Source organism: Providencia sp. 21OH12SH02B-Prov (assembly GCF_027362595.1).
Classification (GTDB): Bacteria; Pseudomonadota; Gammaproteobacteria; order Enterobacterales; family Enterobacteriaceae; genus Providencia; species Providencia zhejiangensis.
Genome location: NZ_CP114796.1, coordinates 2,339,109 through 2,363,102, shown reverse-complemented (window position 1 = coordinate 2,363,102; position 23,994 = coordinate 2,339,109). Strand labels below are relative to the sequence as shown.

Sequence of the window (23,994 nt, the reverse complement as noted above, 5' to 3'; positions counted from 1 at the left end):
GTCTATCAAATAAAATTCCTAAATGATAATGAAGATAACAAAGTCATTAATACATTGTTGTCTTCATGAGACATGCATTCCGTTATATCACTTTCCAATGATAGTAGTTACCTAAATTAAATATGCTTCTCAATGAGGGCATGATTTAAAGGTGTAGTGATAATGACAAATTTTAATAACTCAAAAATGAATGTGGATGCTTTATTTCTTGGGCCTAAATCTGAAAACGCGGTCTTTTTCAGAGAAATGATGGAATATGCAGTAACAGAACACATGCACTGGCGCTCAGGATACCATCCCGAAGACCCTGAATATGTCACAACCGTCGAACGATATGCACCAGAATATAGAGATACGCTATATCGGACTGAAGGGATTTTAAATCAACTCTCTTCTAAATTAAAAACCACATCAATTCCTTGGTTTTCTCCTCGTTATCTTGGCCATATGAATGCGGATACGCTGATGATCTCTAATCTCGCGTATGTCATGGCGATGATGTATAACCCAAATAACTGCGCACAAGAGTCGTCGCCGACCACAACCGTGCTAGAGCTAGAAGCTGGGGCAGATCTGTGTGCAATGTTCGGTTATGACCCTAATCGTGCATGGGGGCATATTACCTCTGGCGGTACTGTCGCTAACTATGAAGGTTTATGGGTAGCGAGAAATATTAAAACGTTACCGTTAGCAATAGCTAAGCACCCTCAAGCCAAACAGCTGCTTAAAGATAGCTCTGAGAAAGCGTTATTAAATATGCAGACTTCAGCTGTTTTAGACCTAATTGATGAATTAAAAAAACGTGGTTTATTCGAAGACGTCAGGGAAATGACGTGCCGTGGTGAAGGCGTAGAACAAGGCAGACTCGGTAAGTTATTAGTACCACAATCTAAACATTATTCATGGCTTAAAGCGATGGATATTTTAGGATTAGGGCAACAAAATATTGTGCAATTGCCTGTGGATGGAAGTTATCGCACAGATACCGACCAGATGAGGCAGATAGTGTTTTCATTGATAGAGCGAGGCGAACCTATTTTAGCGATTGTTGCCGTTGTCGGAACGACTGAAACCGGCGCTATCGATAATGTCGCTGAACTCATTGAGTTACGTCGTGAGTGTGAAGCTCGATTTGGTGTTTCGTTTTATATCCATATTGATGCCGCCTATGCAGGATATGCATGCGCGATGTTCCGTGATGAAAATAATCAATTTATTGAATATGACACACTGATTAAACGCTATCACAGCGAAGGTATTTTTCCTTCAGATGTCATTTGGCCTAAGCCAGATGTCTATCAAAGTTTCAAAGCACTACAAGAAGCCGATTCTATTACTGTTGATCCCCATAAGGTCGGGTTTATCCCTTATGCAGCAGGTGCTATCTGCATGAAAGATAAACGTATTGTTGACCTTATTTCTTACCATGCCGCCTATGTTTTTGAAGAGGTCGCTGAAAAAGGACGTAAAGCAGACAAACAACAAAATGTGTTATTAGGCTCTTCAATTATGGAAGGTTCAAAAGCGGGGGCAACAGCAGCCGCGGTTTGGGCTGCACATCGTTTAGTACCACTCAATATTCTCGGTTACGGAAAGGTCATCGCCGCGGGGCTAACAACGGCGAATTGGATGATTGAGAGTATGAATCATTGTGACGTATTCAAAATAGAAGATAGGGAATTTCAGATCGTCGCTATGCCATCGCCTGATTTTCATATGGTTAATTTTATGTTTAAGGAAGTTGGGAATAGCTCGTTAGAAAGGCAAAATCAGCTCAATAAACGGTTATATGAGTTATGTTCTTATGCGGCGGGTCGCTCTTATACCAATAACTTTTTAACCTCCTCAACATCTTTAACTTCAGAAGAATATGGTAATAATCCCCGAAACTTTTGCCGTGAAATGGGGTTCAGTGACCAAGAATGGGATAAAACGCAATCATTATATGTACTAAGAGCTGCGATTATGACCCATTGCCTACGTGACAAGCAGCATTTTACTGCCTTTTGGGAAGAACTAAGAAATATCTTTGAGGGTAAGTTACAGCAGCTTATAGATGAAGAAAATAAACTCACACATTCAAAACAAAAAATAGCTCTATAAAACTCTTAGCTAGGATCTCAATATGAAAAATCGCACACTTGGTAGTGTTTTTATTGTTGCAGGTACTACGATTGGTGCTGGTATGCTGGCAATGCCGATAGCGGCAGCTGGCAACGGCTCAATGGTAAGCTTAGTGATGTTATTCGCTCTTTGGGCATTAATGTGCTACACCGCGTTATTGTTAGTTGAAGTATATCAGCATGAGTCGTCGGAAACAGGTATAGGCTCCGTAGCTCAACGCTATTTAGGTTCTGGTGGTAAGTTTATTACCGGCTTTAGTATGATGTTCCTCATGTATGCGCTGACAGCTGCCTATGTGAGTGGAGCAGGGGAAATCATCACATCGAACTTAAAAAGCAGTTTATCCATTGAAATGGCGGACTGGATGGGAATTGTGATTTTTACCATCATCGGTGGAGGTGTAGTGTGTTTTGGTACATCCTCTGTTGATTTTATTAACCGCATTTTGTTTGCTGCTAAAATTGTCTTTTTAGTCATTATACTCGCATTGATGTTGCCGCATGTTGAACAGCAAAACTTATTGTCGGCACCCACAGAGCAAGTATTAATTCTCTCTGCAATTCCTGTATTTTTTACTTCATTTGGCTTTCATGGCAGTGTACCTAGTATTGTGAAATACATGGGTGGGGATGTGAAAAAGCTTCGGATAATTTTTATTATCGGTAGCGCCATCCCATTGATTGCCTATATTTTATGGCAAATTGCCACTCTGGGTAGTATTAGCACAACGACGTTTGTCGGAATACTTGCAGAAAATTCAGGACTAAATGGCCTATTAGATGCGATCCGTAATGTTGTGATGTCAGCGAGAACAGAATTTATTGCTCAGATGTTTATGAGTCTAGCGCTTGCGACTTCGTTCCTCGGTGTTGCATTAGGCTTGTTTGATTTCTTAGCCGATTTATTTAAACGCCAAGATAATATGTCGGGCCGTATTCAAACTGGGCTATTAACTTTCTTGCCTCCTTTAGTCTTTGCACTCTTTTATCCAAAAGGGTTTATTATGGCATTAGGCTTTGCGGCAATTGCTTTATCCATCCTAGCCTTGTTACTACCAAGTGCCTTAGCATTTAAATCAAGATTAAGAAATGAGCGCAAATATCAAGTTACAGGTGGAGCATTAGCATTAGTGATTGTCTTCTTGTGTGGAATTGTCGTCATAGGTGTTCAATTCGCTATTGCATTTAACATCATTCCAAATGTGGGCTAACTTCGATTTTCATTAAAACAAACAAAGCCAATCAAGTTATTCGTGATTGGCTTTGCTTCATACGTCAACCCGCCTATCACTGAGTGACGAATATAACCTTTCAAAATAGCGCCACTGAGGCATCAACAAGAAATTCATTTATTAATCCCTCTTTTTCGATCATTCAAAATAAGAATGGTTATCATTAGCATTTTATGCAAAAAAACAGATATATCTAAACTGGAAATCTTTGAAAAATACACTATGATATTAGATATATCGGTTTTTAATTTAGAGAGTCTCTCTGAGAATATGAATGAACAGTGAACAGCAATCAGAGTCGTGTGCTTGTGATGGCAAAAGTTTAAGCCGTATGTTTAACCCAAAGCAGCTACGTATTTATATTCTCCATTTATTGGCTGACGGGGCAAATTATGGTTATGAGCTGATTAAGAAAATAGGAAATGAAACCGCAGGGTTTTATTGCCCTAGTCCAGGTGTTATATATCCAACACTGACGTTATTGGAAGAGCTAGGGTTTATCACAGCACAAAAAGAACAGGGCAAAGGGCGGAAGTGCTATTCACTGACACCGGAAGGCAAATGTTTCTTGTTACTGAAAACCGAAATTTTAGCTGAGGTAAAGCTGAAATTGAATTATGCGCAAGAGCTTAAAGCGGGCAATCAATTTGCCAAAGAAATTGAGCTCGCTGTAGATAAGTTTAAATCCTTGTTGCGGCATAAAATTGTTTTGCAGGAGTTGACTAAAGAACAATCAACTCGTGTTGTTGAAATTATTAATAGTGCTGTTGAACGTATTGAGCAAGTGAACTCAGTATTGACAACAGAGGAAAATGAACATGGCTAAAACGAATAATATTATTCAAGCAAAAGAGTCTTCATATATGAAAGATAATGTAAAGACACCATCGAGCGAAAGTGTCGAAGGCGCTGAAGTAAAAACGGAAGTTGTACAAGATAAAAAATTTAAAGAGGTTGTGTGCCCAAAAGTGCCGACATCCTATTTTAAACGAGCTAAACGTCAACGTACCAAATAAGAAAATAGTTAGGTAGGGGGAGTTTAGCAATTTATTGTTCATGGCATAACTTTTTGCGTTTAATGACGACAATCAGCGTTATGTCGCCGATTTTTTAAACAGAAAAGGCCATGAAAATAAAAAACAGCCTACCTTAAACTATAAGGTATTCGGTGATAAGGGGATGTTTCCCTCGTATTCTCAATCCCCCAATAAACCCGTTATTGGGGGATTTTTAATTACAAGTTGAGTCGTGCCTGTATTTTTTCTATTTCATCCATCCATTGTTGCTGGAGCTGTGGCTTTTGATGGGCCAACTTACGTTGTTTGTCAGCTTGCAGCTTTTCCTCAAGTAACAGTAACTTTTCCAACAATTCATCTTCATAAGCGGTCGATTGGGAGACTGTCTCATTTATCGCGGGTGAAACAGCTCTTTGGTTCATCGTGTCGTTATGTTGCAAATGTGATTGTTGTTCGATTTGTTGGTAAACCTCCTCGACGTCAAGATACTCTTCTAATCGATGATTATTGATATACCAAAAACGCTGGCAGCTTGTTTCAATTAACCATTTATCATGGCTAACCACGAGCAATGCGCCTGCAAATTGTGCAATTTGCTCACTCAGTGCTTCCTTACCTTCAAGATCAAGGTGGTTCGTGGGTTCATCTAGCATCACCAGCTCATATTGAGCCAAACTCAAGCCAATAAATAGCAACCGTGCTCGTTCACCCCCACTCAGTGTGGCTACTTTTTGTTGGTGGCGTGCATAAGGAAAACCTGCACCAATTAATGCCATTTTGCGTTGTTCATCAACTAAGCTAGCAAAAGGTCGTAAGGCATCAGATAAACTGTCATTATCATTGAGTTGCTCAAGCTGTTGGTCGTAATAACCTGCATTGATAGATGGATGAAACGTTAATTGGTCACTGTATCGCTCATCCGCTTTAAAACGTTGCCATAATAAACGTAATAAAGTGGATTTACCGCAACCATTCGCACCAATAATGGCAATACGATCACCACTCTTGACCTGATGAAAACCTGTAGTGAAAAGCAACTTCTCATCAGGAGTCTTAATGTTGGCATGATCTAATTCCAGCACTCTATCCGCAGGGATTGATTTACCATTTAGCGCCAATGTCCATTGATAGCCCTCAGTTAGCTCGGTTTGGGCGTCTTTAAGCCTATCAATATGTTTTTCCATCTGCTTTGCTTTACGAGAAAGGTCTTCGTTATCATAAACTTGACCCCATATAGCCAAACGTTTGGCACTCACTGCAATGCGATCGATCTCTTTTTGTTCTGCTTGGTGACGTTTTTCATCAGCAAGGTCTTTTTGATTCAGTGCCTGGCGTGCAGATGAGCATGGAAGCCGGAAGAAATGTAACGTTTTATCTCGCAATATCCATGTGCAGTTAGTCACTTTATCAAGTAGATCCTGGTCGTGAGAGACTAAAACAAAGCTACCTTTCCACTGTTGCAAAAAGTTACCTAACCAAATCAGTGTGGGGAGATCAAGGTGGTTACTTGGCTCATCCAACAGCATGAGATCCGGTTGCTGAATTAATGCTCTACCTAACAGTAATCGAGTATGCTGCCCGCCACTAATTTGATTGGCTTTTTGTGTCCATTGCATCTCAGTGAATCCTAAATCAGCCAGCAAAATTTCTGCTCGCCAACGTTCGGATAGACGCTCTGCAACTGGGAGTTGTTGCATGATTGCATCGATTAAACACAATTGTGCGACTTCTTCAGGCAGATGCTGTTCAATATAAGCGGTAATACACTGATTAGCATAAGTAATGCTGCCACTGTTAGGCGATAACTGGCCGGTCAAAAGCTTCAATAATGTACTTTTGCCACTGCCGTTATGGCCAATAAGACCAATGCGATCGCCGCGTTGTAGCGTAAAGGTAATGTCACTCAATAAAGAGGTGGTAGAAGTATCATAGTTTAATGATTTTACAGATAATAATGTGCTCATAGCTTACTCAAATTTTAGGCATAACAATGCCAGGGTATAGTCAGGACGACAACCCAGTAAGCTGAGGAAGATATCTTTTGGGAGCTTCGCTCAGGCAGGGTTATCGCAGTATTTCACTGTGAAAGCCTGAGCTTTGGCGATTACCAAAGAAGTGTGAATAATCAATAAGATCACACAACGTCATAATAAGCCTCCTTTTTTCTAGTGTTGAACAATGTCGTCATCATAACAAGCCTAGCCATTATCAATCAATCACAATGATGCATTATGTTTAGGTATTGTTATAAATGATTCTAATGGCATTAAAAGTGTCATGAATAAAACTGTTAGTGGCTGTGGTGAGTAATAATTTTAGAGTAAAATCAAAGCGTAAACATATAGGAAACACCAAAATGAATGTAGAAATAAAACCAGCCACAATGAAAGATGCTAATTTGATTTTGGAAATGATCATCGAACTAGCAGAATATGAAAAAGCACGTCATGAAGTTAAAGCCTCAGTTACCGATATAGAAAACTCATTATTTGGTGAAAATTCAAATACAGAGGCTTTAATTTGCTATGTAGATGGTAAACCAGCGGGTTATGCGGTCTTTTTTTCCAGTTATTCGACTTGGTTAGGGAATAATGGTATCTACTTAGAAGATTTATATGTCTCTCCGGATTATCGCGGGGCAGGTGCAGGTAAAAAATTATTAAAACATATCGCAATGATTGCCAGTGAAAGAAAATGCCAGCGTTTAGAATGGAGTGTTTTAGATTGGAATCAACCTGCAATTGATTTTTATAAAAGTATTGGAGCGGAACCACAAGATGAATGGGTACGCTATCGACTGGATGAAAAAGCGATTGCTAAATTTATAAATTAATTACATCAAAAGTTAATTTTATAACAAAACAATGCTAGCAAGATTTATTGTTAGCATTGTTTTTTTGTTGCTAAATAAATTTTAAGCAATAAGTGCCAAGAAAGTCTTTTTAATTTTTGAATATGGTATTTTGTGATATATGTGCTATTTTACTTAAGGCGAATAAGGATAAAATAGAATTAAATTAAAGGGATAGCGAATGTACAAATAAGTAAGTCCAAAAAGGAGTGTTGCGTCAATATGTTAAAATAAAAATAGCCATCAACATTTTTATTTTCTTGGTTTTACTATTTTTTGCTGTGATTAGACAACATGGGTAATACTGAAATTTAAATTAGCTATTTTCTTTCACATAAAGAAAAAAGAAGGGATGGTATGAAAATAAATAAACAAAAGATCATATTTTATGTTGTTATTATTTTAATTATTGCTGCCGGTGGTTTTTATTATTGGAGCGTGAATTCGAATAATCTACCTGCTGGATTCGCGGAAAGTAACGGTCGTATTGAAGCAACAGAAATTGATATCGCGACGAAAACGGCTGGGCGTATAGATTCTATTACTGTGAGAGAAGGGGATTTTGTCAAGGAAGGCCAAGTTCTTGCCAAAATGGATACTCGGGCGCTACAAGAGCAGCTTCATGAAGTGCAAGCGCAATTGCGCCAAGCAATTAGTAATGTATCAACTGCTGAGTCGGGCTTAGTTCAGAGGGAAAGTGAAAAATTAGCCGCGCAGGCTGTTGTTCGTCAACGAGAAGCAGAACTTGATGCGGCCCAAAAACGGCTTAATCGCTCTCGTGCATTAGTAAAAACGAAAGCCGTTTCTCAGCAACAAGTGGATGATGATACCGCTCAGGTTCAGGGGGCAAGAGCAGCACTACAAGCCGCTAAAGCACAAGTTGCCGCCTCAATAGCCGCTATTGATTCAGCAAAAGCGGGTGTTGTACAGGCTAAAACGCGTGTTGATGCAGCGACAGCAACGGAAAGACGTATTATTGCTGACTTAGATGATAGTGTACTTAAAGCACCACGAAATGGACGTATTCAATATCGCGTAGCTGAGCCGGGAGAAGTATTAGGGGCTGGGGGTAGAGTATTGAATATGGTTGACCTCAGTGATGTCTATATGACCTTCTTCTTACCGACTGAAGATGCCGGAAAAGTTGCATTAGGTAGTGATGTTCATATTGTATTAGACGCGGCTCCCAATATTGTTATTCCCGCGAAAGCAACTTTTGTTGCAAGTGTCGCGCAATTCACACCAAAAACCGTTGAAACACAGAATGAACGTTTGAAATTAATGTTCCGTGTTCGTGCGCGAATTTCTCCAGAATTACTGGAAAAACATCTCGAATATGTCAAAACAGGCTTACCTGGTAAAGCTTATGTACGTTTAGATGCGGATGCACAATGGCCAACTGACCTAGAGGTGAGATTACCACAATGACCCATAATTTGATGGATGATGTGATAGTAGATTTAAGCCATGTCAGCCAGCATTACGGTGATAATTGTGCATTGGATGACATTACCTTATCAATTCCTGCTAGAAAAATGGTTGGGTTAATTGGTCCTGATGGGGTTGGAAAATCAAGTTTAATTTCATTAATTGCTGGGGCAAGAGAGATCCAACAAGGCAAAGTGATGGTACTTGGTGGTGACATGGCGGACAAAGAGCATCGCCGAGAAGTGTGCCCCAAAATTGCTTATATGCCACAAGGTTTGGGGAAAAACTTGTACCATACTCTGTCGGTTTATGAAAACGTCGATTTTTTTGGTCGTCTATTTGGTCAATCAAAAGAAGAGCGACAATACCGTATTAATGACCTACTAGAAAGTACTGGGCTAGCTCCTTTTAAAGATCGACCGGCAGGGAAACTGTCAGGTGGTATGAAACAAAAGTTAGGGCTGTGCTGTGCATTAATTCATGACCCCGATTTACTGATCCTTGATGAGCCGACAACTGGCGTTGACCCATTATCGCGTGCGCAATTTTGGGATCTCATTGAACGTATTCGTGAACGACAAACGAATATGAGTGTGTTAGTCGCGACAGCGTATATGGAAGAAGCTGAGCGTTTTGATTGGCTTGTTGCAATGGATGATGGGAAAGTCATGGCGACAGGACACGCGACTGAGCTGAAATCACAAACTCAATGCGATGACCTTGAGGCCGCATTCATTGCGTTATTGCCAGAAGAGAAGCGTCAAGGCCATAAAAAGGTTGTGATTCCGCCTCGTGACACCTCTGATGACGATGTCATCGCAATCGAAGCACAAGACTTAACGATGCGTTTTGGGCAATTTGTTGCGGTGGACCACGTTAACTTTAAAATCCCTAAAGGTGAGATATTTGGCTTTTTAGGATCAAACGGTTGTGGTAAGTCAACGACGATGAAAATGTTGACTGGCTTACTACAAGCAAGTGAAGGGCAAGCGTGGCTATTTGGGCAAGAGATTGACCCGAAAGACATTGAAACACGTAAACGTGTTGGCTATATGTCACAGGCTTTCTCTCTCTATAGTGAACTAAGTGTTGAACAAAACTTAGTATTGCACGCTAAATTATTCCATATTCCCGATGAGCAAATTCAGCAACGTATTGATGAAATGTGTCAGCGATTTGATTTAGATGAAGTGCGAGACACAATGCCTGATGATTTACCGCTGGGTATTCGCCAGCGATTATCACTCGCTGTTGCTGTTATTCATCGTCCAGAAATGCTGATACTTGATGAACCGACGTCTGGTGTTGACCCTGTCGCTCGAGATATGTTCTGGAATTTAATGGTTGATCTGTCTAGACGTGACGGTGTCACTATTTTTATTTCCACTCACTTTATGAATGAAGCGGAGCGTTGTGACCGTATTTCATTAATGCATGCAGGGAAAGTTCTGGATTGTGATACGCCTGCTAACCTTATTAAAAAACGTCAATTAACAACACTGGAAGAAACTTTTATTGCTTACTTGCAAGATGCTGTAGGGGAAGCGGGGGCAACTAAGGATACTGCACCCGAATTTCATGTTGACCCTGAGCTTAAAAAACAGGCTGATGAAGCACTGAAAAGCCGTTTTAGTTTGCGTCGATTGTTTAGCTATAGTATTCGCGAAGGCATGGAATTAAGACGCGACCCTGTTCGTTCGACACTGGCGTTACTTGGTACGGTGATCCTGATGTTTATTATGGGGTATGGGATCAGTATGGACGTGGAAAATTTACGTTTCTCAGTACTCGACCGTGACCAAACAGGATTAAGCCAAGGCTATACGCTAAATCTTGCGGGCTCACGTTACTTTATCGAACAGCCTCCACTTCAAGATTACGATGAATTGGAAACCGCGTTACGTAGCGGCAAAGTCTCTGTGGCTATTGAAATTCCTCCCAATTTTGCACGAGATATCGCAAAAGGGCACTCAGTGAAAATCGGTGTATGGGTTGATGGTGCTATGCCTAACCGTGCTGAGACTGTTCGTGGGTATGTACAGGCGATGCATTTAGCGTGGTTAAGTACGATGGCGGCCAAACAACCTGCTGGGGTAGTCGGTATGCCAGTTATCGATATTCAAACCCGTTATCGCTATAACCCTGATGTTAAAAGCTTACCTGCGATTGTCCCAGCAGTGATTCCATTATTGCTGATGATGATCCCAGCTATGCTCAGTGCGTTGAGTGTCGTACGTGAGAAAGAATTGGGGTCGATGATTAATCTTTATGTCACCCCGATCACCAAATTGGAATTTTTATTGGGTAAACAGCTCCCTTATATTTTATTGGGGATGTTTAACTTTCTGATGTTATGTGCATTGAGCGTATTTGTTTTTGGGGTGAGTTTTAAAGGCAGTTTTCTCACTTTAACGCTGGCTGCTTTTCTTTATATAACAATTGCAACGGGTATGGGGTTGCTGATCTCCTGTTTTATGAAGAGCCAAATTGCCGCTATCTTTGGTACTGCCATTATTACGCTCATTCCCGCAACACAATTTTCAGGCATGATTGATCCTGTATCATCGCTTGAAGGTATTGGACGCTGGGTAGGTATGGTGTATCCAACATCTCATTTTTTGACAATAACACGAGGGACTTTCTCGAAAGGACTGAACTTGTTTGACTTACAGGCTTCATTTATTCCTTTATTGATCACTATTCCAATAGTGATCGGCCTCAGTGTTATTTTCCTGAAAAAACAGGAGTCCTAACCAATGATGCGTAAGTTACTAAATATATTTCATTTGGGAGTCAAAGAACTTCGCAGTTTAGGGCGAGATAAAGCGATGTTAGCATTGATTGTCTTTGCTTTTACGGTGTCGATTTACTCATCTGCAACAGTAACACCAGGGTCATTGCATAATGCACCAATAGCGATTGCTGATCAGGATAAATCACAATTATCAAATCGCATTATCAATAGTTTTTATGCACCTTATTTTAACCCTCCAGCGGATGTAACACCGGAACAGATTGATGGCCTGCTTGATAGAGGAACCTATACCTTTGCTTTAGATATTCCTCCAAATTTTCAAAGAGATGTACTCGCAGGTCGTCATCCGGAGATTCAAGTTAATATCGATGCAACGCGTATGAGCCAAGCATTTTTGGGAAATAGTTATATTCAAAACATCACATTAGGTGAAGTGAATGAATTCTTAGCTAAATATCGTAGTAATGCCAGCTTACCAGTTGATCTGGAAGTTCGTATGCGTTTTAACCCTAACTTAACTCAATCGTGGTTTGGTTCAGTAATGGCAATTATCAATAACATCACCATGTTATCGATTGTCCTTACTGGCGCGGCTTTAATTCGTGAGAGAGAGCATGGAACCGTTGAACATTTAATGGTTATGCCATTAACACCGTTTGAAATTATGCTGTCTAAAATTTGGTCGATGGGGCTAGTGGTACTTGTCGCTTCTGGTGTTTCATTATTGCTGGTGGTGAAAACATTATTACAAGTTCCGATAGAAGGCTCTATTTTGCTATTTATGGGCGGTGTGGCGCTTAGTTTGTTCGCGACTACATCAATCGGTATTTTTATGGGAACGTTAGCACGTTCTATGCCTCAATTCGGGCTATTAATGATCCTTGTGTTATTACCATTAAATATGCTTTCCGGAGGAATGACGGCTCGTGAAAGTATGCCTCAGCTAGTTCAAGACATTATGTTAACAATGCCAACAACTCACTTTGTCAGCCTTGCCCAGGCGATTTTATATCGTGGAGCAGGATTCCAGATTGTGTGGCCACAGTTTATCGTGTTGTTAATTATAGGTATTGTCTTCTTTTCATTTGCCTTGTTGCGTTTTCGTAAAACGATAGCAACGATGGCATAGTGCTTTATTGTTACAACACTGTCAAAAAACGCTTGCTGAATTGTTTAGTAAGCGTTGTAATGTATTATCTATTAATATTAATTCCATCATTAGGTGTTGCCTATCAAATCGATAGTATTAACTGATTGGAAAAAAAGTCTGAAAACCAGTAACTTAATAAGCAACCAAACAGGAGAATAGAAAATGTCTTTAATTAATACTCAAATCAAACCATTTAAAAACCAAGCATTTAAAGACGGTAAATTCATTGAAGTCACTGAAAAAGACGTAGCAGGAAAATGGAGTGTTTTCTTCTTCTATCCAGCTGACTTTACTTTCGTTTGCCCAACTGAGCTTGGTGATATTGCTGACCATTATGAAGAGTTCCAAAAAATGGGCGTTGAAATCTATTCTGTTTCAACAGACACCCATTTTACTCACAAAGCATGGCACGAAAGTTCAGATACTATTCGTAAAATTAAATACACCATGATTGGTGACCCAACAGGTGCGCTGACTCGCAATTTTGAAAATATGCGTGAAGCAGAAGGCCTAGCTGACCGTGGTACATTCGTTGTTGACCCACAAGGTATCATTCAAGCTATCGAAATCACAGCTGAAGGTATTGGTCGTGACGCGTCTGACTTGCTACGTAAAGTTAAAGCAGCACAGTATGTTGCAAGCCACCCAGGTGAAGTATGTCCTGCAAAATGGAAAGAAGGTGAAGCAACGCTGTCTCCATCTTTAGACCTAGTTGGTAAAATCTAATTCGAATTTTATCTCGAAAGCAAAAATAGACTGATGTTATCGGGTGCTATGCACCCGATTTTATGACCAAGGGGATCATATGCTCGATAACAATATGCAAGCGCAATTGAAGGCTTATTTAGAAAGATTAACCAAACCTGTTGAGTTAGTTGCAAATTTAGATAGCGGCAATAAATCAAACGAAATAAAAGAGCTGTTACATCAAATTGCTGCACTTTCTGACAAAATCACTGTTCGTGAAACCCAAGATGCTAGCCAAAGAATACCCTCATTTTTAATTACGAATCCAGGGGTCGATAGTGGGTTGCGTTTTGCTGGTTCACCATTGGGCCATGAATTTACATCATTAGTGCTTGCGTTATTACAAATTGGCGGTCACCCGTCTAAAGAAGCACAGGAATTATTAGATCAAGTGAAAGCCCTTGAAGGGGAATTCCACTTTGAGACGTATTACTCATTATCTTGCCATAATTGCCCAGATGTTGTGCAAGCGTTGAACTTGATGGCAGTTTTGAACCCAAATGTCACTCATACCGCCATTGACGGTGCTTTGTTCCAAAATGAAATAGAACAACGCAATGTGATGGGCGTGCCGGCTGTTTTCCTGAATGGGAAAGAATTTGGTCAAGGCCGTATGACATTAAGTGAGATAGTGAATAAAGTTGACAGTAATGCAGATGCGCGTGCAGCTAAAGCATTAACTGATCGCAAACCATTTGATGTATTGGTTATTGGTAGTGGTCCTGCTGGTGCATCGGCTGCGATTTATACCGCACGTAAAGGTATTCGCACTGGTGTGATAGGTGAGCGCTTCGGTGGTCAAGTGATGGATACGGTTGATATCGAAAACTATATTTCTGTGATTAAAACAGAAGGTGCGATATTCGCGGGAGCACTGAAAAACCACGTTGATGACTATAGTGTCGATGTTATTGATGGTCAGTCTGTGACCAAATTAATTCCAGCAGCGGAAGAAGGTGGCTTACACCAAATTGAAACGGCATCGGGTGGCGTGATGAAGTCACGCAGCATCATTATTGCGACAGGCGCTCGCTGGCGCAATATGGGGGTACCGGGTGAACAAGAATATCGCACGAAAGGCGTGACTTTCTGCCCACATTGCGATGGTCCACTATTTAAAGGCAAACGTGTTGCTGTGATTGGTGGTGGTAACTCAGGTATAGAAGCAGCTATTGATTTGGCCGGTCTTGTTGAACATGTGACCGTATTAGAATTTGCGCCTGAACTGAAAGCAGACTCAGTATTACAAGATAAAGTACGTAGCCTGAAAAATGTCGATATTATCCTTAATGCCCAGACATTAGAAGTTAAGGGTGATGGTAGTAAAATGACAGGTCTTGAGTATAAAGATCGGACGAATGATAGCGTTCATTTATTAGAAGTTGCAGGTGCATTTGTTCAAATTGGTTTATTACCCAATACCAATTGGTTAGGGGATACCGTTGCACGCAACCGCATGGGTGAAATTGAAGTGAATGCGCGTGGCGAAACCAATATTAAAGGTATTTTTGCAGCAGGTGACTGTACAACTGTGCCATACAAGCAGATTATTATTTCAGCCGGTGAGGGAGCGAAAGCCGCACTTAGCGCCTTTGATTACCTCATCCGCACAAGTACCAGAACCGCTGAAGAGGTTTAAATCATACCAATTCAGTAGGTTGTACCCAAAGGCACTCGGGGGCGAGTGCCTTTTTTTATGCGTAATTTGCATATAAAGGTTTCAATGGTGCTTGTTAATAAGTATTAGAATAAGGATCTTCTGGGTTTTATTCTGTTGATTCATGCTACTTACATTAATTAAATAGTACAATATTTAATTAAAAAGGTTATTATTATTTATTCATTTACTATTAGTGAAATAATTAATGGGGAAAGAATAAGTGATATACAGCATCTTGAATGAGATTTGTCAATATAGAGCATCAATACCTGATCCTATTGTTAGCAGCTCTGATTTTGCTAAAAAAGCAAAGATTCTATTGAATAAATTAAAAAATGAACTAGAAAGTATTGTAGATGGTTCACAGTTTTCAATAAAAATATCTTCTGGTGTAGGTAATTTCCCTGTAGTTTGGCACGTATGTCTATTACCAAAAGCTCAAAAGGTGTCCAATGGGATTTACGTTGCTATTTGTATAGATAAATATGGTAGAGGTGCTGTAATTGGGTGTGGTGAGTCTAAAACTACACCTAAAGGTTTACCTATTGTCATTAGAAAAAACAAAAATAGCAAATTAGATTTAGATGTTGATGGCGGTGGTAAAAATACACAATACAACAATGTGTTTTGCAATCCTGAATCTTTTTATGTGAAGAAGAAACCGACAGATCACGATGATAAACTTTTAATAGAACATATTAAAAACTCAATGGAAATAGCTGGTTTTTTTATAAAAAAATTAGAGAGTAAAGAAATTGTTTATAATCCAGACAATAAAACAACCACGTTAGAATTTTCAGCATTAGCGTTGCCTGATAATATTCCGGATAAAGTTAAGCTAGGGCTGGAATCATCTAACGATAAAAACCTAGATATGCCATCTAAAGAGTATGTTTTGCGTTCTATATTACAAAGGCGAGGCCAGGGACTGTTCCGAGAAAAGCTATTATTGGCATATAAAAATAAATGTGCAGTAACCGGTTGCCAGTTCCAAGAAATACTTGAGGCTGCTCATATTCAAGCTTATTCCGAAGTTGGTCAGGAAGGAAATACAATAAATAATGGTATATTACTAAGAGCAGATATTCATACTTTATTCGATTTGGGATTATTAAAAATAAATGAAAATTATACTGTAGAATTAAGTAATGATTTATCCCAGATTGATGATTATAAAAATTATCAAGGGAAAAAAATAAACTTACCTATAAATAAAGATGATAGGCCTTGTAAGCTAAAACTAGCAGAGAAATATAAAAAATACAAATAGATTTTATGCTTTCTTTATCATAATGAGCCTAATAAGTACAGTTATAACAACTGTGCTTATTGATAAATATCAGCTTCACTGAAAATAATATAGTATTTATTGTCTAGTATATTATTACCTATCGTAATCAATAAAGATATTTTAAAATAGCGATAAGCATTATTTTTGATTAGCTGACCGGCAAGCGTACACCGGCGTACAAGCTTATTGGCTTGATTTGAACCATGGGCAACAAAAGAAAACCAATCTTAAACGCAAGCAAAAGCCTAAAAAAGAGAAATCGAGCAAAAAAGAGGGTGATTACATCGAGGGTGCCGAGGGTAACGTTTTTGTGATGCGACAAACCTTTAAAAACGAGCAATCCGCTAAACGTGTCGCCGCGGCCAAGTGGTCAAAATTACAAAGAGGCGTAGCAGAATTTAATATCACTTTGGCCGAGGGGCGCGCAGACCTTTACCCTGAAATGCCAGTGACTGTGACAGGCTTTAAACCGACTATTGATAGTCACCAGTGGGTGGTTAGCCGTGTTGTTCATCAAATCGATGGTCACGGCTTTATCACAAGTTTGGAGTTAGAAATAAGGATCAAAGATGTTGGTATTGAATGAGGAGTAAACTCATTAGAGGTTCTGTTAATATTATAAACTTATCCTTTTCAACTAGACTTACATCGTCATTGTTGACAAATATACATTTAGGGGGAGTTTTTTCAGGTCTAAAGAAATCAAATTCAATTCTTGTGGTTAATGATTTAATATCATCATAGTTACAAAAGATAGAATGCGTTGGTGTTTGAAATGCATTGAAAGCAGTCATTTGAATTTTATTCAGTGTTGCAGGAATAGGTGTGTCAGCATCATGCCATTTTTTTGCTGTTATTTCGATTTTGTTTTTATTAATGAAATGTATGGAGTCAAAGGTTTTATAAGCCAGAAGGTTAAGAATATTAGTGGTGAAAGATAAAAATATTAAATACAGTGATAGACAAACAGTCTTTTTTATGATTCCAATGTTTGGGAGTAAAAGTATCACGTTTGGAATTGTATATAAGATAAGGCACAAGCTAACAAATGGTATGAAAGCATCTTCTAATTGCATTTCACCATTAAGGTTATTTACTAATGCAGAGATAGATAGTATAGACATAGGAATGATAAGCAGTGAAAACAATAATAGCATTATAAATCTATCACGATTTGTTATTCGGTTGTTGCCTTTTTTACTTCTGAAAATATCTTTAAATTCATTAGGGTGTGTCATGAAATAAGGTATTTTTGTTATTGTTTGGAAGGTCTTTTTCACTAAACTGAATAATGCTTTTTGGGCTTTTTTGAAATTAAAAACAGTTTCGGTTAGTACAAATGAAAGGCAAAGAAAGTAAGGCACAGATGCTAAATGATATTTTTTCTCGCTAAAATAACTATAAACTATAATAAAACCAATTGTTAAAAATAAAATGCTAATAGTTTTGTATAAAAGAATTTTGTAAAAATTTAATTTTATTTTTATGATTTTAACATTGTTCTTGTATCGTAATATTAGTAGTACCATTACTATAAATGTCATGAATGCCATGGGTGTCACATATTTGGGATGATCCACCGTTAAATAAATCATAGAAAATATTACAATTGGACTTATACATATTGATAGTAAATAACTCCAAATAGATAATCTAAAGTTTTGCTTTATATTATTATTGGTTATTTCAATGGATAGATTAATAAATTTAAATGTTAAAAATGGAAGACTATAAAATATAAACGTAAAAACAAACCAAGCGATAGAAATAAATATCAGATAAGGGAATAAGTAGCTCTCTTGTAATAAAAAAGAAAAGAAATTTTGAGCATTCAGTGTACTAAGATAAATAAATAATATTATGGGTGATATAAGGACAGATACGGATATCAATAATGTGATTTTAGAAGAATATGAACCTTTAGACATATAATAAAATCCTTTTAATTGATTTTTGTGATGAATAGATTAACCTAACTTAAGGCATACTCCAAACCCAAGGTTAAAAAATGGCGTTCAATTGTCCCCTGTGTGGCGCTGTGACCTATACCAAAACCAGTAAATCCATGAGCAGTGAAACCCGTAGAAGCTATCACCAATGTCAAAATATGCTGTGTGGCTGCTCTTTTACGACAATAACCTCAGTGGAGGTCTATCTAACAAAAACAATTCCACAAGAGTTACCAGAAGGTTTTGAGATCCAGATAGATGAGCTACCTAGATCACATCGAGGAGAGAAACAGATGGAGATGTTTTGATAAACAGTATTATATTAATAACTTGATTAAGATAATAAGGAATGTTGAATTTTGAAAATTTTAAATACAAACAGGGAGTTAAAATCTAATTTAAAAAGGATGATTTCATGTTATAAGTATATTTCTTTTGGTGTTGCATGGGCTACGTCAAAAACGGATTTATATGAGTTGCTTCTTAGCCACAAAAATAAGATAAAAATAGGTGTCATTGGAACTCACTTTTACCAAACGCATCCGGATGTTTTAGATGATTTTTGTATGTCTAAAAAGGTTAAATTCATCTTACAGCCTAATGGAGTTTTCCACCCTAAAATATATCTTTTTTGGAATGATGAATATGATTGGAGCGTAGTTATCGGTAGTGCGAATTTTACATATGGCGCCATGGAAAAAAATACAGAATTATGTGTATTAATCCAGCAAGACGATTCGAATTATGAGCTTGAATATTTTGTTGGTCTAATAAGTAATTATGAAAAAAATGCCCAAAGTATTACTGTAAATGAGGCGAAGAGATATAGAAATATCTGGAATGTTAGATCACGATCCTTAATGAAAATTGCAGAAGTCTATAATAAAAGTAAAAATACTAATATATTACATAGTAAAGTATTAACAATGGATTGGAATGAGCTATATAAAGAAATACAAAATGATCCATATCATGGGTTTAAAGACCGAATAAATTTGTTAAAAAAAATAAATTATTATTTTGAGGGGAATGTACATTTCTCAAATATGGATGTAGGTGTCAGATGTGGTATAGCAAGGCTTAGAAGTGAAGAAATAAAAAAATTGGGCTTGGTTTGGTTCCATGATCGGGGCTGGGAAATATTATAATGCCATTAATTCAAATAACATAAATATATCTAATGCACTAGATGAAATATCGTTAAGTGGAACGATAACGAGAGATTCTTACTTGGAATATGTTGAATTGTTTAAGCGAGCGTTTCCTGAAGGGCGGGATGGCGTTGGTATTGCCACACGGCTATTATCTATGAAACGACTTGACCAGTTTATTTGTTATAATGAACAGAATAAAAAAGGGCTTGCAGAAGAGTTCTGTTTATCTAAGCGTAACTTAAATTATGAGGAATATTGGGATTTGATTATTGAAAGAATCATGGATACTCCTTGGTGGAACTCTGAATGGCCATCCTCAGGAATTGAACGAAGTGCATGGCAAGGCCGAGTAGCGATGCTCGATGTTCTATTTTATAAAGAAAAATAATTATGTTCAATGATAATACTGAATACGAATTATCAAGAGGAAGCGACATAGTTAGGGATGGCATGTTCCTTGAATTAACTGTTGCAAATACTAACCCAATATTACAACTCGCTGAAGTCTTTTACTCGGATGTTACCCTCCAATTTACATTAACTTGTTTTGAGCCGAACATTCCTCTTGAGGTAATTGAAACTTTGATTGAGCAAGCTAAAAAACTCCTCCCACCCATTGAAAAATAAGCAAAATAAAAAGCCTCTCATCAAAAGAGACTTTATAAGTGTGGTCAATATGTGGACATCAACCATTGACTAAATCCATTTAAATCAATTATTTAACTCACTTTTAGAACGCCGCACTTAGCGCCTTTGATTACCTCATCCGTACAAGTACCAGAACCGCTGAAGAGGTGTAAATCATACCAATTCAGTAGGTTGTACCCAAAGGCACTCGGGGGCGAGTGCCTTTTTTTATGCTGAATTATTGCAAATTTATGCAGTTCATGGACTGATTCCCTTTCAATTTACTGTAAATCCTCTGAGTCGCTAAGAAAGATTTGTCACGAATGGTAATAACCTCTATATATGTTTTATGTGATAAATAATGTATTAATTATTATTTAACCAAACAAATAGTTATCACATGTTATCGTCTTGATTAATCATGCAAATGATTCAAGGGTTATTGAAATCTTTCTTAAGGGTAAATTTGATGTCTTTCAAGCTTCGGTATCTTGCGTTATTACCTCTACTTGTCGTTGCGGGTTGTCAGCAGCCAGCTAACATGAAAGCTGTTGCATCAGAAAGTGCGCAGGTACAGCCAATCGCGGTGAATAATGCATGGATAGAAATATCACGTAGTGCATTAGAGTTTAATATTAAAAAAGTGCAAAATTTGCTTGGCGATAAGTCTTCGTTATGTGCGGTCCTGAAAGGGGATGCCTATGGGCACGATCTCTCTTTAGTTACACCTATTATGATCGAAAATAATATTCAGTGCATTGGTGTAACAAATAACCAAGAATTAAAAATGGTCAGAGATCTCGGCTTTAAAGGTCGATTAATGCGAGTACGTAATGCCACTGAACAAGAGATGCAGCAAGCAACGCAATATGATGTTGAAGAGTTAATTGGTAACCTTGATATGGCCCAACGTCTTAATGCGATTGCTCAAAAACAAGGAAAGACAGTACGTATTCATTTAGCGCTAAATTCGGGTGGAATGTCGCGTAATGGTCTGGAAGTGGCTAATGCGGCTGGATTAAATGAAGCAAAACTGATTTCTCAACTACCTCAATTAAAAATTGTTGGGATCATGTCACATTATCCAGAAGAAGATGCTCTGCAAATTAAAAAAGATTTAGCGCGTTTTAATCAGCAATCTCAGAAGGTATTGGAGATGACAGGATTAGATCGTAAAGATGTAACATTGCACGTTGCGAATACATTTGCAACCATTACAGTACCTGAATCATGGCTAGATATGGTGCGTGTAGGTGGTATTTTTTATGGTGACACTATTGCTACTGACGAATACAAGAGAGTGATGACGTTTAAGTCAAATATTGCTTCTGTAAATCATTATCCTAAAGGGAATACCGTGGGTTATGACCGCACTCATACGCTAAAACGTGATTCTGTATTAGCGAACATACCGGTTGGTTATGCAGATGGTTATCGTCGAGTGTTTAGTAATGCAGGTTATGCTTTGATCGGTGGTCAGCGTGTACCAGTCTTAGGCAAGACATCAATGAATACAGTAATGGTTGATGTAACTGATTTAAAGCAAGTTAAACCAGGTGATGAAGTCGTCTTTTTTGGCAAACAGGGCAATGCTGAAGTCACAGCAGAACAAATTGAAGATATCAGTGGTGCATTATTTACTGAAATGTCAATTCTGTGGGGGGCTACGAATCAACGTATATTAGTTGATTGATAGCCAAAGGGCAGCCAATTTTGGCTGCTTTTTCTTATTTATCAAATTAATGGATATCGGTGTGACTACGATAAATAAGCTCTAATTGCGGATGTGACCATAAACTTGCTGGCGTTACGGTTGCTCGTTCCCATGGTATATCACCGATAAACCATAACTTCCAAAAATTCAGTTTGGCATTTGGGTTTTTAGCTAATAGATCTTTAAAGGTTTGAATTTCACCTACTTTGATAGAAAGGGCAGATTGGTATATATCAAATACGAATTTTGAACAAAATTGGCGAGAAGAATAGTAGTCAAAGCCGGTATGATAAAATTTATTGAGCCTTGATGGGACTTCGGCGACTAAAGCCGCTTTTTGTACGTCAGTAAGGTGGCTAGTTAGCCGGCGTATTCCATACCTTTTTTCTGCGGAACGCTGAATAAAGCGAGTCAAAGTCGTGACGGTTGATAAAGGCACTCGACTCTCTGCAACTAAATAATCCTGTCCATTATGACCAATAATTAAACCGACATGATTACTCCAACACTGAGAGGCGGAGGCAATTTGGCGAAATAAAGTAGTACCAATACTTGTAAAAACAATATCACCAACTTCAAGGTCTTTGGGAGGATTGTTATTCGTCATTTCGATACCTCAACATTTTGTTTAATTGATTGCATGATAGTGTTTAATGTTTAAGGTGGAAATCAAAGCTTGTCTTAAAATTGTGATTTGAACCCTAAATTTTACTTACGTTGAGAGTTTGTTGATTAAATGACATTTAGTCGCCGTAAGGTATTACTTAATTCGATGATATTATTGGTAATATCGGTTTCAGTGTGAGCGGCATAACCAAATAAAATCCCGTTATTATGTCGGCTTTTAATACAATAACGAGATAACGGTTGAACTCCAAACCCTAATTGATAACAGACAGATAAGATAAGTTGCAAATTGATCCCCGCTTTTAGCCAACATACGGCATGGATACCTGAATCAGTTCGCTGTACTTCAAATATATTAGGCAAGTAGGTATTAATAGCATCGATTAATGCGTTTTGACGTGAATAACATATTTTGCGAATTTTTCGCACGTGACGAGCATAGTGACCTTCTTGAATAAATTGTGCTAAAGCCGCTTGTTCCAGATAACCAGAATGGCTATCACTGTAATACTTCATCATGGTAAAAGGTTCTATCAGAACTTCTGGTACAATTAGAAAACCTAAGCGAAAACCGGGATACATCATTTTGGAAAAGGTACCGGCATAAATAACTCGTTGGTAGGTATCTAAGCCTTGTAGTGCTTGAATTGGCTTGGATAAATAACGAAATTCGCTATTGTAGTCATCTTCAAAGATCCAAGCATTATTCTTTTGAGCCCACTCTAATAACGCGAGACGCCTTGCTAGGCTGAGCGTTGTACCTAATGGGAACTGATGGGATGGCGCAGTGTATATCAGGTTAGCATTGGGGTAATGTTGCATGGCAAATTCAATATCCATGCCTTCATCATCTGAATGAACGGGTGATATATGCGCACCTGAAGCAGTTAAAATAGCTCGTGCACTATCATATCCAGGGTCATCTAACCAGACTGAGTTCCCTTTGTGTAGTAAAACATTCGCAGTAAGGTTAATTGCTTGTTGGGTACCATTTACAATAATAATTTGTTCTGCTCGGCAGTTAACCCCTCGGGTTGAGTGTACATAATCGACTAATATTTTTTTGAGTGGTGGATAGCCGTCAGGGTGGTTGTAATAGGGAATGTCTTGTTTTGACTTCCGCCAAACTCTTCCGAGTAATCTGCCCCATAAATCATGGGGAAACTGATCAACGCAGCCAATACCAATATTGAACATTTGTCGTTGATTTGTATTAGGCCGAGAATTTTTCCACAATGTCGTTAAATGACTGATCATTGGGTTGAGATTAGGGGCAGAATATAGAGGGTGGTTAAGGTAATTGGTTTTAGAGGTTAACTTAACTAACTCATCAGGTAGGGTGGTGGCGACATAGGTGCCTGATCCTGCTTTGGTGATGAGATAGCCTTCGTCTATTAAGCGTTCATAGCCGGCAATGACTGAGTTGCGAGAAATAGACATCATTTCCGCGAAAGCACGGCTTGAAGGTAATTTGATACCCGCGCTGAGCCTACCATCTAAAATGGCATTTCTAATCGTATGGTAAACACTTTCTTTGATGCCACCAGATTGCAAAAGCAGGTGAGGAAAGTGAGCTTGTGGTTTACGCCTCATCAAAGTGGATCCTAAATAAATATCAAAAGTGTATCTTATTTAGTACCAGATTGATAGGTAACATAGCGCCATTGTTT

At 38.4% G+C, this 23,994-nt stretch carries 20 protein-coding genes and 1 pseudogene; 17 read left to right on the top strand and 4 right to left on the bottom strand.

Annotated features, from left to right (window positions below):
- The first annotated feature begins 162 nt into the window (after positions 1–162).
- The 4 genes from O7C57_RS11170 to O7C57_RS11155 all read left to right on the top strand — a co-directional run bounded on the left by O7C57_RS11170 (position 163) and on the right by O7C57_RS11155 (position 4,371).
- Positions 163–2,103, top strand: coding sequence for a pyridoxal phosphate-dependent decarboxylase family protein (locus tag O7C57_RS11170; RefSeq protein ID WP_154622329.1), 1,941 nt, complete (start codon positions 163–165; stop codon positions 2,101–2,103).
- Positions 2,104–2,185: 82 nt separating this feature from the next.
- A complete protein-coding gene (tyrP, locus tag O7C57_RS11165; RefSeq protein ID WP_249998782.1) occupies positions 2,186–3,334 on the top strand; it encodes a tyrosine transporter TyrP in 1,149 nt (382 codons plus the stop codon).
- 295 nt (positions 3,335–3,629) lie between these two features.
- The gene (locus O7C57_RS11160; RefSeq protein WP_154622331.1) at positions 3,630–4,181 is read left to right on the top strand and encodes a PadR family transcriptional regulator; all 552 of its coding nucleotides are present in this window, start codon (positions 3,630–3,632) and stop codon (positions 4,179–4,181) included.
- Positions 4,174–4,371 carry a DEAD/DEAH box helicase gene (locus O7C57_RS11155; protein ID WP_154622332.1) on the top strand — a complete coding sequence of 66 codons (198 nt, stop codon included), beginning with the start codon at positions 4,174–4,176 and terminating at the stop codon, positions 4,369–4,371. Before O7C57_RS11160 ends, O7C57_RS11155 begins: the two co-directional genes overlap by 8 nt.
- Positions 4,372–4,589: 218 nt before the next feature.
- On the opposite strand, the gene O7C57_RS11150 is transcribed toward O7C57_RS11155, so the two are convergent.
- Positions 4,590–6,335 (bottom strand): ABC-F family ATP-binding cassette domain-containing protein, encoded by a 1,746-nt coding sequence (locus O7C57_RS11150; RefSeq protein ID WP_269723158.1) that lies wholly within the window; start codon positions 6,333–6,335, stop codon positions 4,590–4,592.
- Positions 6,336–6,727: 392 nt separating this feature from the next.
- Here O7C57_RS11150 and O7C57_RS11145 point away from each other — a divergent pair, with 392 nt between their 5' ends.
- The 8 genes and pseudogenes from O7C57_RS11145 to O7C57_RS11110 all read left to right on the top strand — a co-directional run.
- Complete coding sequence (locus O7C57_RS11145) at positions 6,728–7,204, top strand: GNAT family N-acetyltransferase (protein ID WP_154635603.1); 477 nt, start codon at positions 6,728–6,730, stop codon at positions 7,202–7,204.
- A 375-nt stretch (positions 7,205–7,579) separates the two neighbouring features.
- Positions 7,580–8,650: an HlyD family secretion protein gene (locus tag O7C57_RS11140; RefSeq protein ID WP_154635604.1), complete on the top strand. Its 1,071-nt coding sequence runs from the start codon at positions 7,580–7,582 to the stop codon at positions 8,648–8,650.
- Positions 8,647–11,403, top strand: a complete 2,757-nt coding sequence (rbbA, locus tag O7C57_RS11135; RefSeq protein WP_163861817.1) for a ribosome-associated ATPase/putative transporter RbbA — start codon at positions 8,647–8,649, stop codon at positions 11,401–11,403. The genes O7C57_RS11140 and rbbA overlap by 4 nt, the downstream gene beginning before the upstream one ends.
- Positions 11,404–11,409: 6 nt before the next feature.
- Positions 11,410–12,534, top strand: a complete 1,125-nt coding sequence (locus tag O7C57_RS11130; protein WP_163863591.1) for an ABC transporter permease — start codon at positions 11,410–11,412, stop codon at positions 12,532–12,534.
- A 183-nt stretch (positions 12,535–12,717) separates the two neighbouring features.
- On the top strand, positions 12,718–13,281 hold the full coding sequence (gene ahpC / locus O7C57_RS11125; RefSeq protein WP_154623842.1) for an alkyl hydroperoxide reductase subunit C: 564 nt from the start codon (positions 12,718–12,720) through the stop codon (positions 13,279–13,281).
- Positions 13,282–13,360: 79 nt separating this feature from the next.
- Entirely contained in the window at positions 13,361–14,941 is a 1,581-nt protein-coding gene (gene ahpF, locus O7C57_RS11120) for an alkyl hydroperoxide reductase subunit F (RefSeq protein WP_196713079.1), read from the top strand.
- A gap of 241 nt (positions 14,942–15,182) precedes the next feature.
- Positions 15,183–16,232 carry an HNH endonuclease gene (locus O7C57_RS11115; RefSeq protein WP_269723157.1) on the top strand — a complete coding sequence of 350 codons (1,050 nt, stop codon included), beginning with the start codon at positions 15,183–15,185 and terminating at the stop codon, positions 16,230–16,232.
- Positions 16,233–16,401: 169 nt separating this feature from the next.
- Positions 16,402–16,839 (top strand): annotated as a pseudogene (locus tag O7C57_RS11110) (phage late control D family protein); the annotation flags it as partial.
- On the opposite strand, the gene O7C57_RS11105 reads toward O7C57_RS11110, so the two are convergent.
- Positions 16,817–18,181: a hypothetical protein gene (locus O7C57_RS11105; RefSeq protein ID WP_269723156.1), complete on the bottom strand. Its 1,365-nt coding sequence runs from the start codon at positions 18,179–18,181 to the stop codon at positions 16,817–16,819. The pseudogene O7C57_RS11110 and the gene O7C57_RS11105 overlap by 23 nt on opposite strands.
- 80 nt (positions 18,182–18,261) lie before the next feature.
- On the opposite strand from O7C57_RS11105, the gene O7C57_RS11100 reads away from it, so the two are divergent.
- From O7C57_RS11100 to alr, 5 genes are all read left to right on the top strand, one after another.
- Entirely contained in the window at positions 18,262–18,510 is a 249-nt protein-coding gene (locus O7C57_RS11100; protein ID WP_071599652.1) for an ogr/Delta-like zinc finger family protein, read from the top strand.
- 51 nt (positions 18,511–18,561) lie between these two features.
- The gene (locus tag O7C57_RS11095) at positions 18,562–19,350 is read left to right on the top strand and encodes a phospholipase D family protein (protein ID WP_269723155.1); all 789 of its coding nucleotides are present in this window, start codon (positions 18,562–18,564) and stop codon (positions 19,348–19,350) included.
- Positions 19,351–19,432: 82 nt separating this feature from the next.
- Positions 19,433–19,744 carry a hypothetical protein gene (locus O7C57_RS11090; RefSeq protein WP_269723154.1) on the top strand — a complete coding sequence of 104 codons (312 nt, stop codon included), beginning with the start codon at positions 19,433–19,435 and terminating at the stop codon, positions 19,742–19,744.
- Positions 19,745–19,746: 2 nt separating this feature from the next.
- Positions 19,747–19,983, top strand: coding sequence for a hypothetical protein (locus O7C57_RS11085; RefSeq protein ID WP_141173389.1), 237 nt, complete (start codon positions 19,747–19,749; stop codon positions 19,981–19,983).
- A 469-nt stretch (positions 19,984–20,452) separates the two neighbouring features.
- A complete protein-coding gene (gene alr, locus O7C57_RS11080) occupies positions 20,453–21,676 on the top strand; it encodes an alanine racemase (protein WP_154623012.1) in 1,224 nt (407 codons plus the stop codon).
- A gap of 46 nt (positions 21,677–21,722) precedes the next feature.
- On the opposite strand, the gene O7C57_RS11075 is transcribed toward alr, so the two are convergent.
- Together O7C57_RS11075 and O7C57_RS11070 are read right to left on the bottom strand one after the other, a co-directional pair.
- The gene (locus tag O7C57_RS11075; RefSeq protein WP_163861800.1) at positions 21,723–22,304 is read right to left on the bottom strand and encodes a YebB family permuted papain-like enzyme; all 582 of its coding nucleotides are present in this window, start codon (positions 22,302–22,304) and stop codon (positions 21,723–21,725) included.
- A 125-nt stretch (positions 22,305–22,429) separates the two neighbouring features.
- Entirely contained in the window at positions 22,430–23,917 is a 1,488-nt protein-coding gene (locus tag O7C57_RS11070; RefSeq protein ID WP_269723153.1) for a PLP-dependent aminotransferase family protein, read from the bottom strand.
- Between the last annotated feature and the right edge of the window lie 77 nt (positions 23,918–23,994).

Coding starts and splice junctions, on each gene's coding strand:
- O7C57_RS11170 (WP_154622329.1), top strand. CDS start 163: ATGACAAATTTTAATAACTCAAAAATGAATGTGGATGCTTTATTTCTT.
- tyrP (WP_249998782.1), top strand. CDS start 2,186: ATGCTGGCAATGCCGATAGCGGCAGCTGGCAACGGCTCAATGGTAAGC.
- O7C57_RS11160 (WP_154622331.1), top strand. CDS start 3,630: ATGAACAGTGAACAGCAATCAGAGTCGTGTGCTTGTGATGGCAAAAGT.
- O7C57_RS11155 (WP_154622332.1), top strand. CDS start 4,174: ATGGCTAAAACGAATAATATTATTCAAGCAAAAGAGTCTTCATATATG.
- O7C57_RS11150 (WP_269723158.1), bottom strand. CDS start 6,335: ATGAGCACATTATTATCTGTAAAATCATTAAACTATGATACTTCTACC.
- O7C57_RS11145 (WP_154635603.1), top strand. CDS start 6,728: ATGAATGTAGAAATAAAACCAGCCACAATGAAAGATGCTAATTTGATT.
- O7C57_RS11140 (WP_154635604.1), top strand. CDS start 7,580: ATGAAAATAAATAAACAAAAGATCATATTTTATGTTGTTATTATTTTA.
- rbbA (WP_163861817.1), top strand. CDS start 8,647: ATGACCCATAATTTGATGGATGATGTGATAGTAGATTTAAGCCATGTC.
- O7C57_RS11130 (WP_163863591.1), top strand. CDS start 11,410: ATGCGTAAGTTACTAAATATATTTCATTTGGGAGTCAAAGAACTTCGC.
- ahpC (WP_154623842.1), top strand. CDS start 12,718: ATGTCTTTAATTAATACTCAAATCAAACCATTTAAAAACCAAGCATTT.
- ahpF (WP_196713079.1), top strand. CDS start 13,361: ATGCTCGATAACAATATGCAAGCGCAATTGAAGGCTTATTTAGAAAGA.
- O7C57_RS11105 (WP_269723156.1), bottom strand. CDS start 18,181: ATGTCTAAAGGTTCATATTCTTCTAAAATCACATTATTGATATCCGTA.
- O7C57_RS11100 (WP_071599652.1), top strand. CDS start 18,262: ATGGCGTTCAATTGTCCCCTGTGTGGCGCTGTGACCTATACCAAAACC.
- O7C57_RS11085 (WP_141173389.1), top strand. CDS start 19,747: ATGTTCAATGATAATACTGAATACGAATTATCAAGAGGAAGCGACATA.
- alr (WP_154623012.1), top strand. CDS start 20,453: ATGTCTTTCAAGCTTCGGTATCTTGCGTTATTACCTCTACTTGTCGTT.
- O7C57_RS11075 (WP_163861800.1), bottom strand. CDS start 22,304: ATGACGAATAACAATCCTCCCAAAGACCTTGAAGTTGGTGATATTGTT.
- O7C57_RS11070 (WP_269723153.1), bottom strand. CDS start 23,917: ATGAGGCGTAAACCACAAGCTCACTTTCCTCACCTGCTTTTGCAATCT.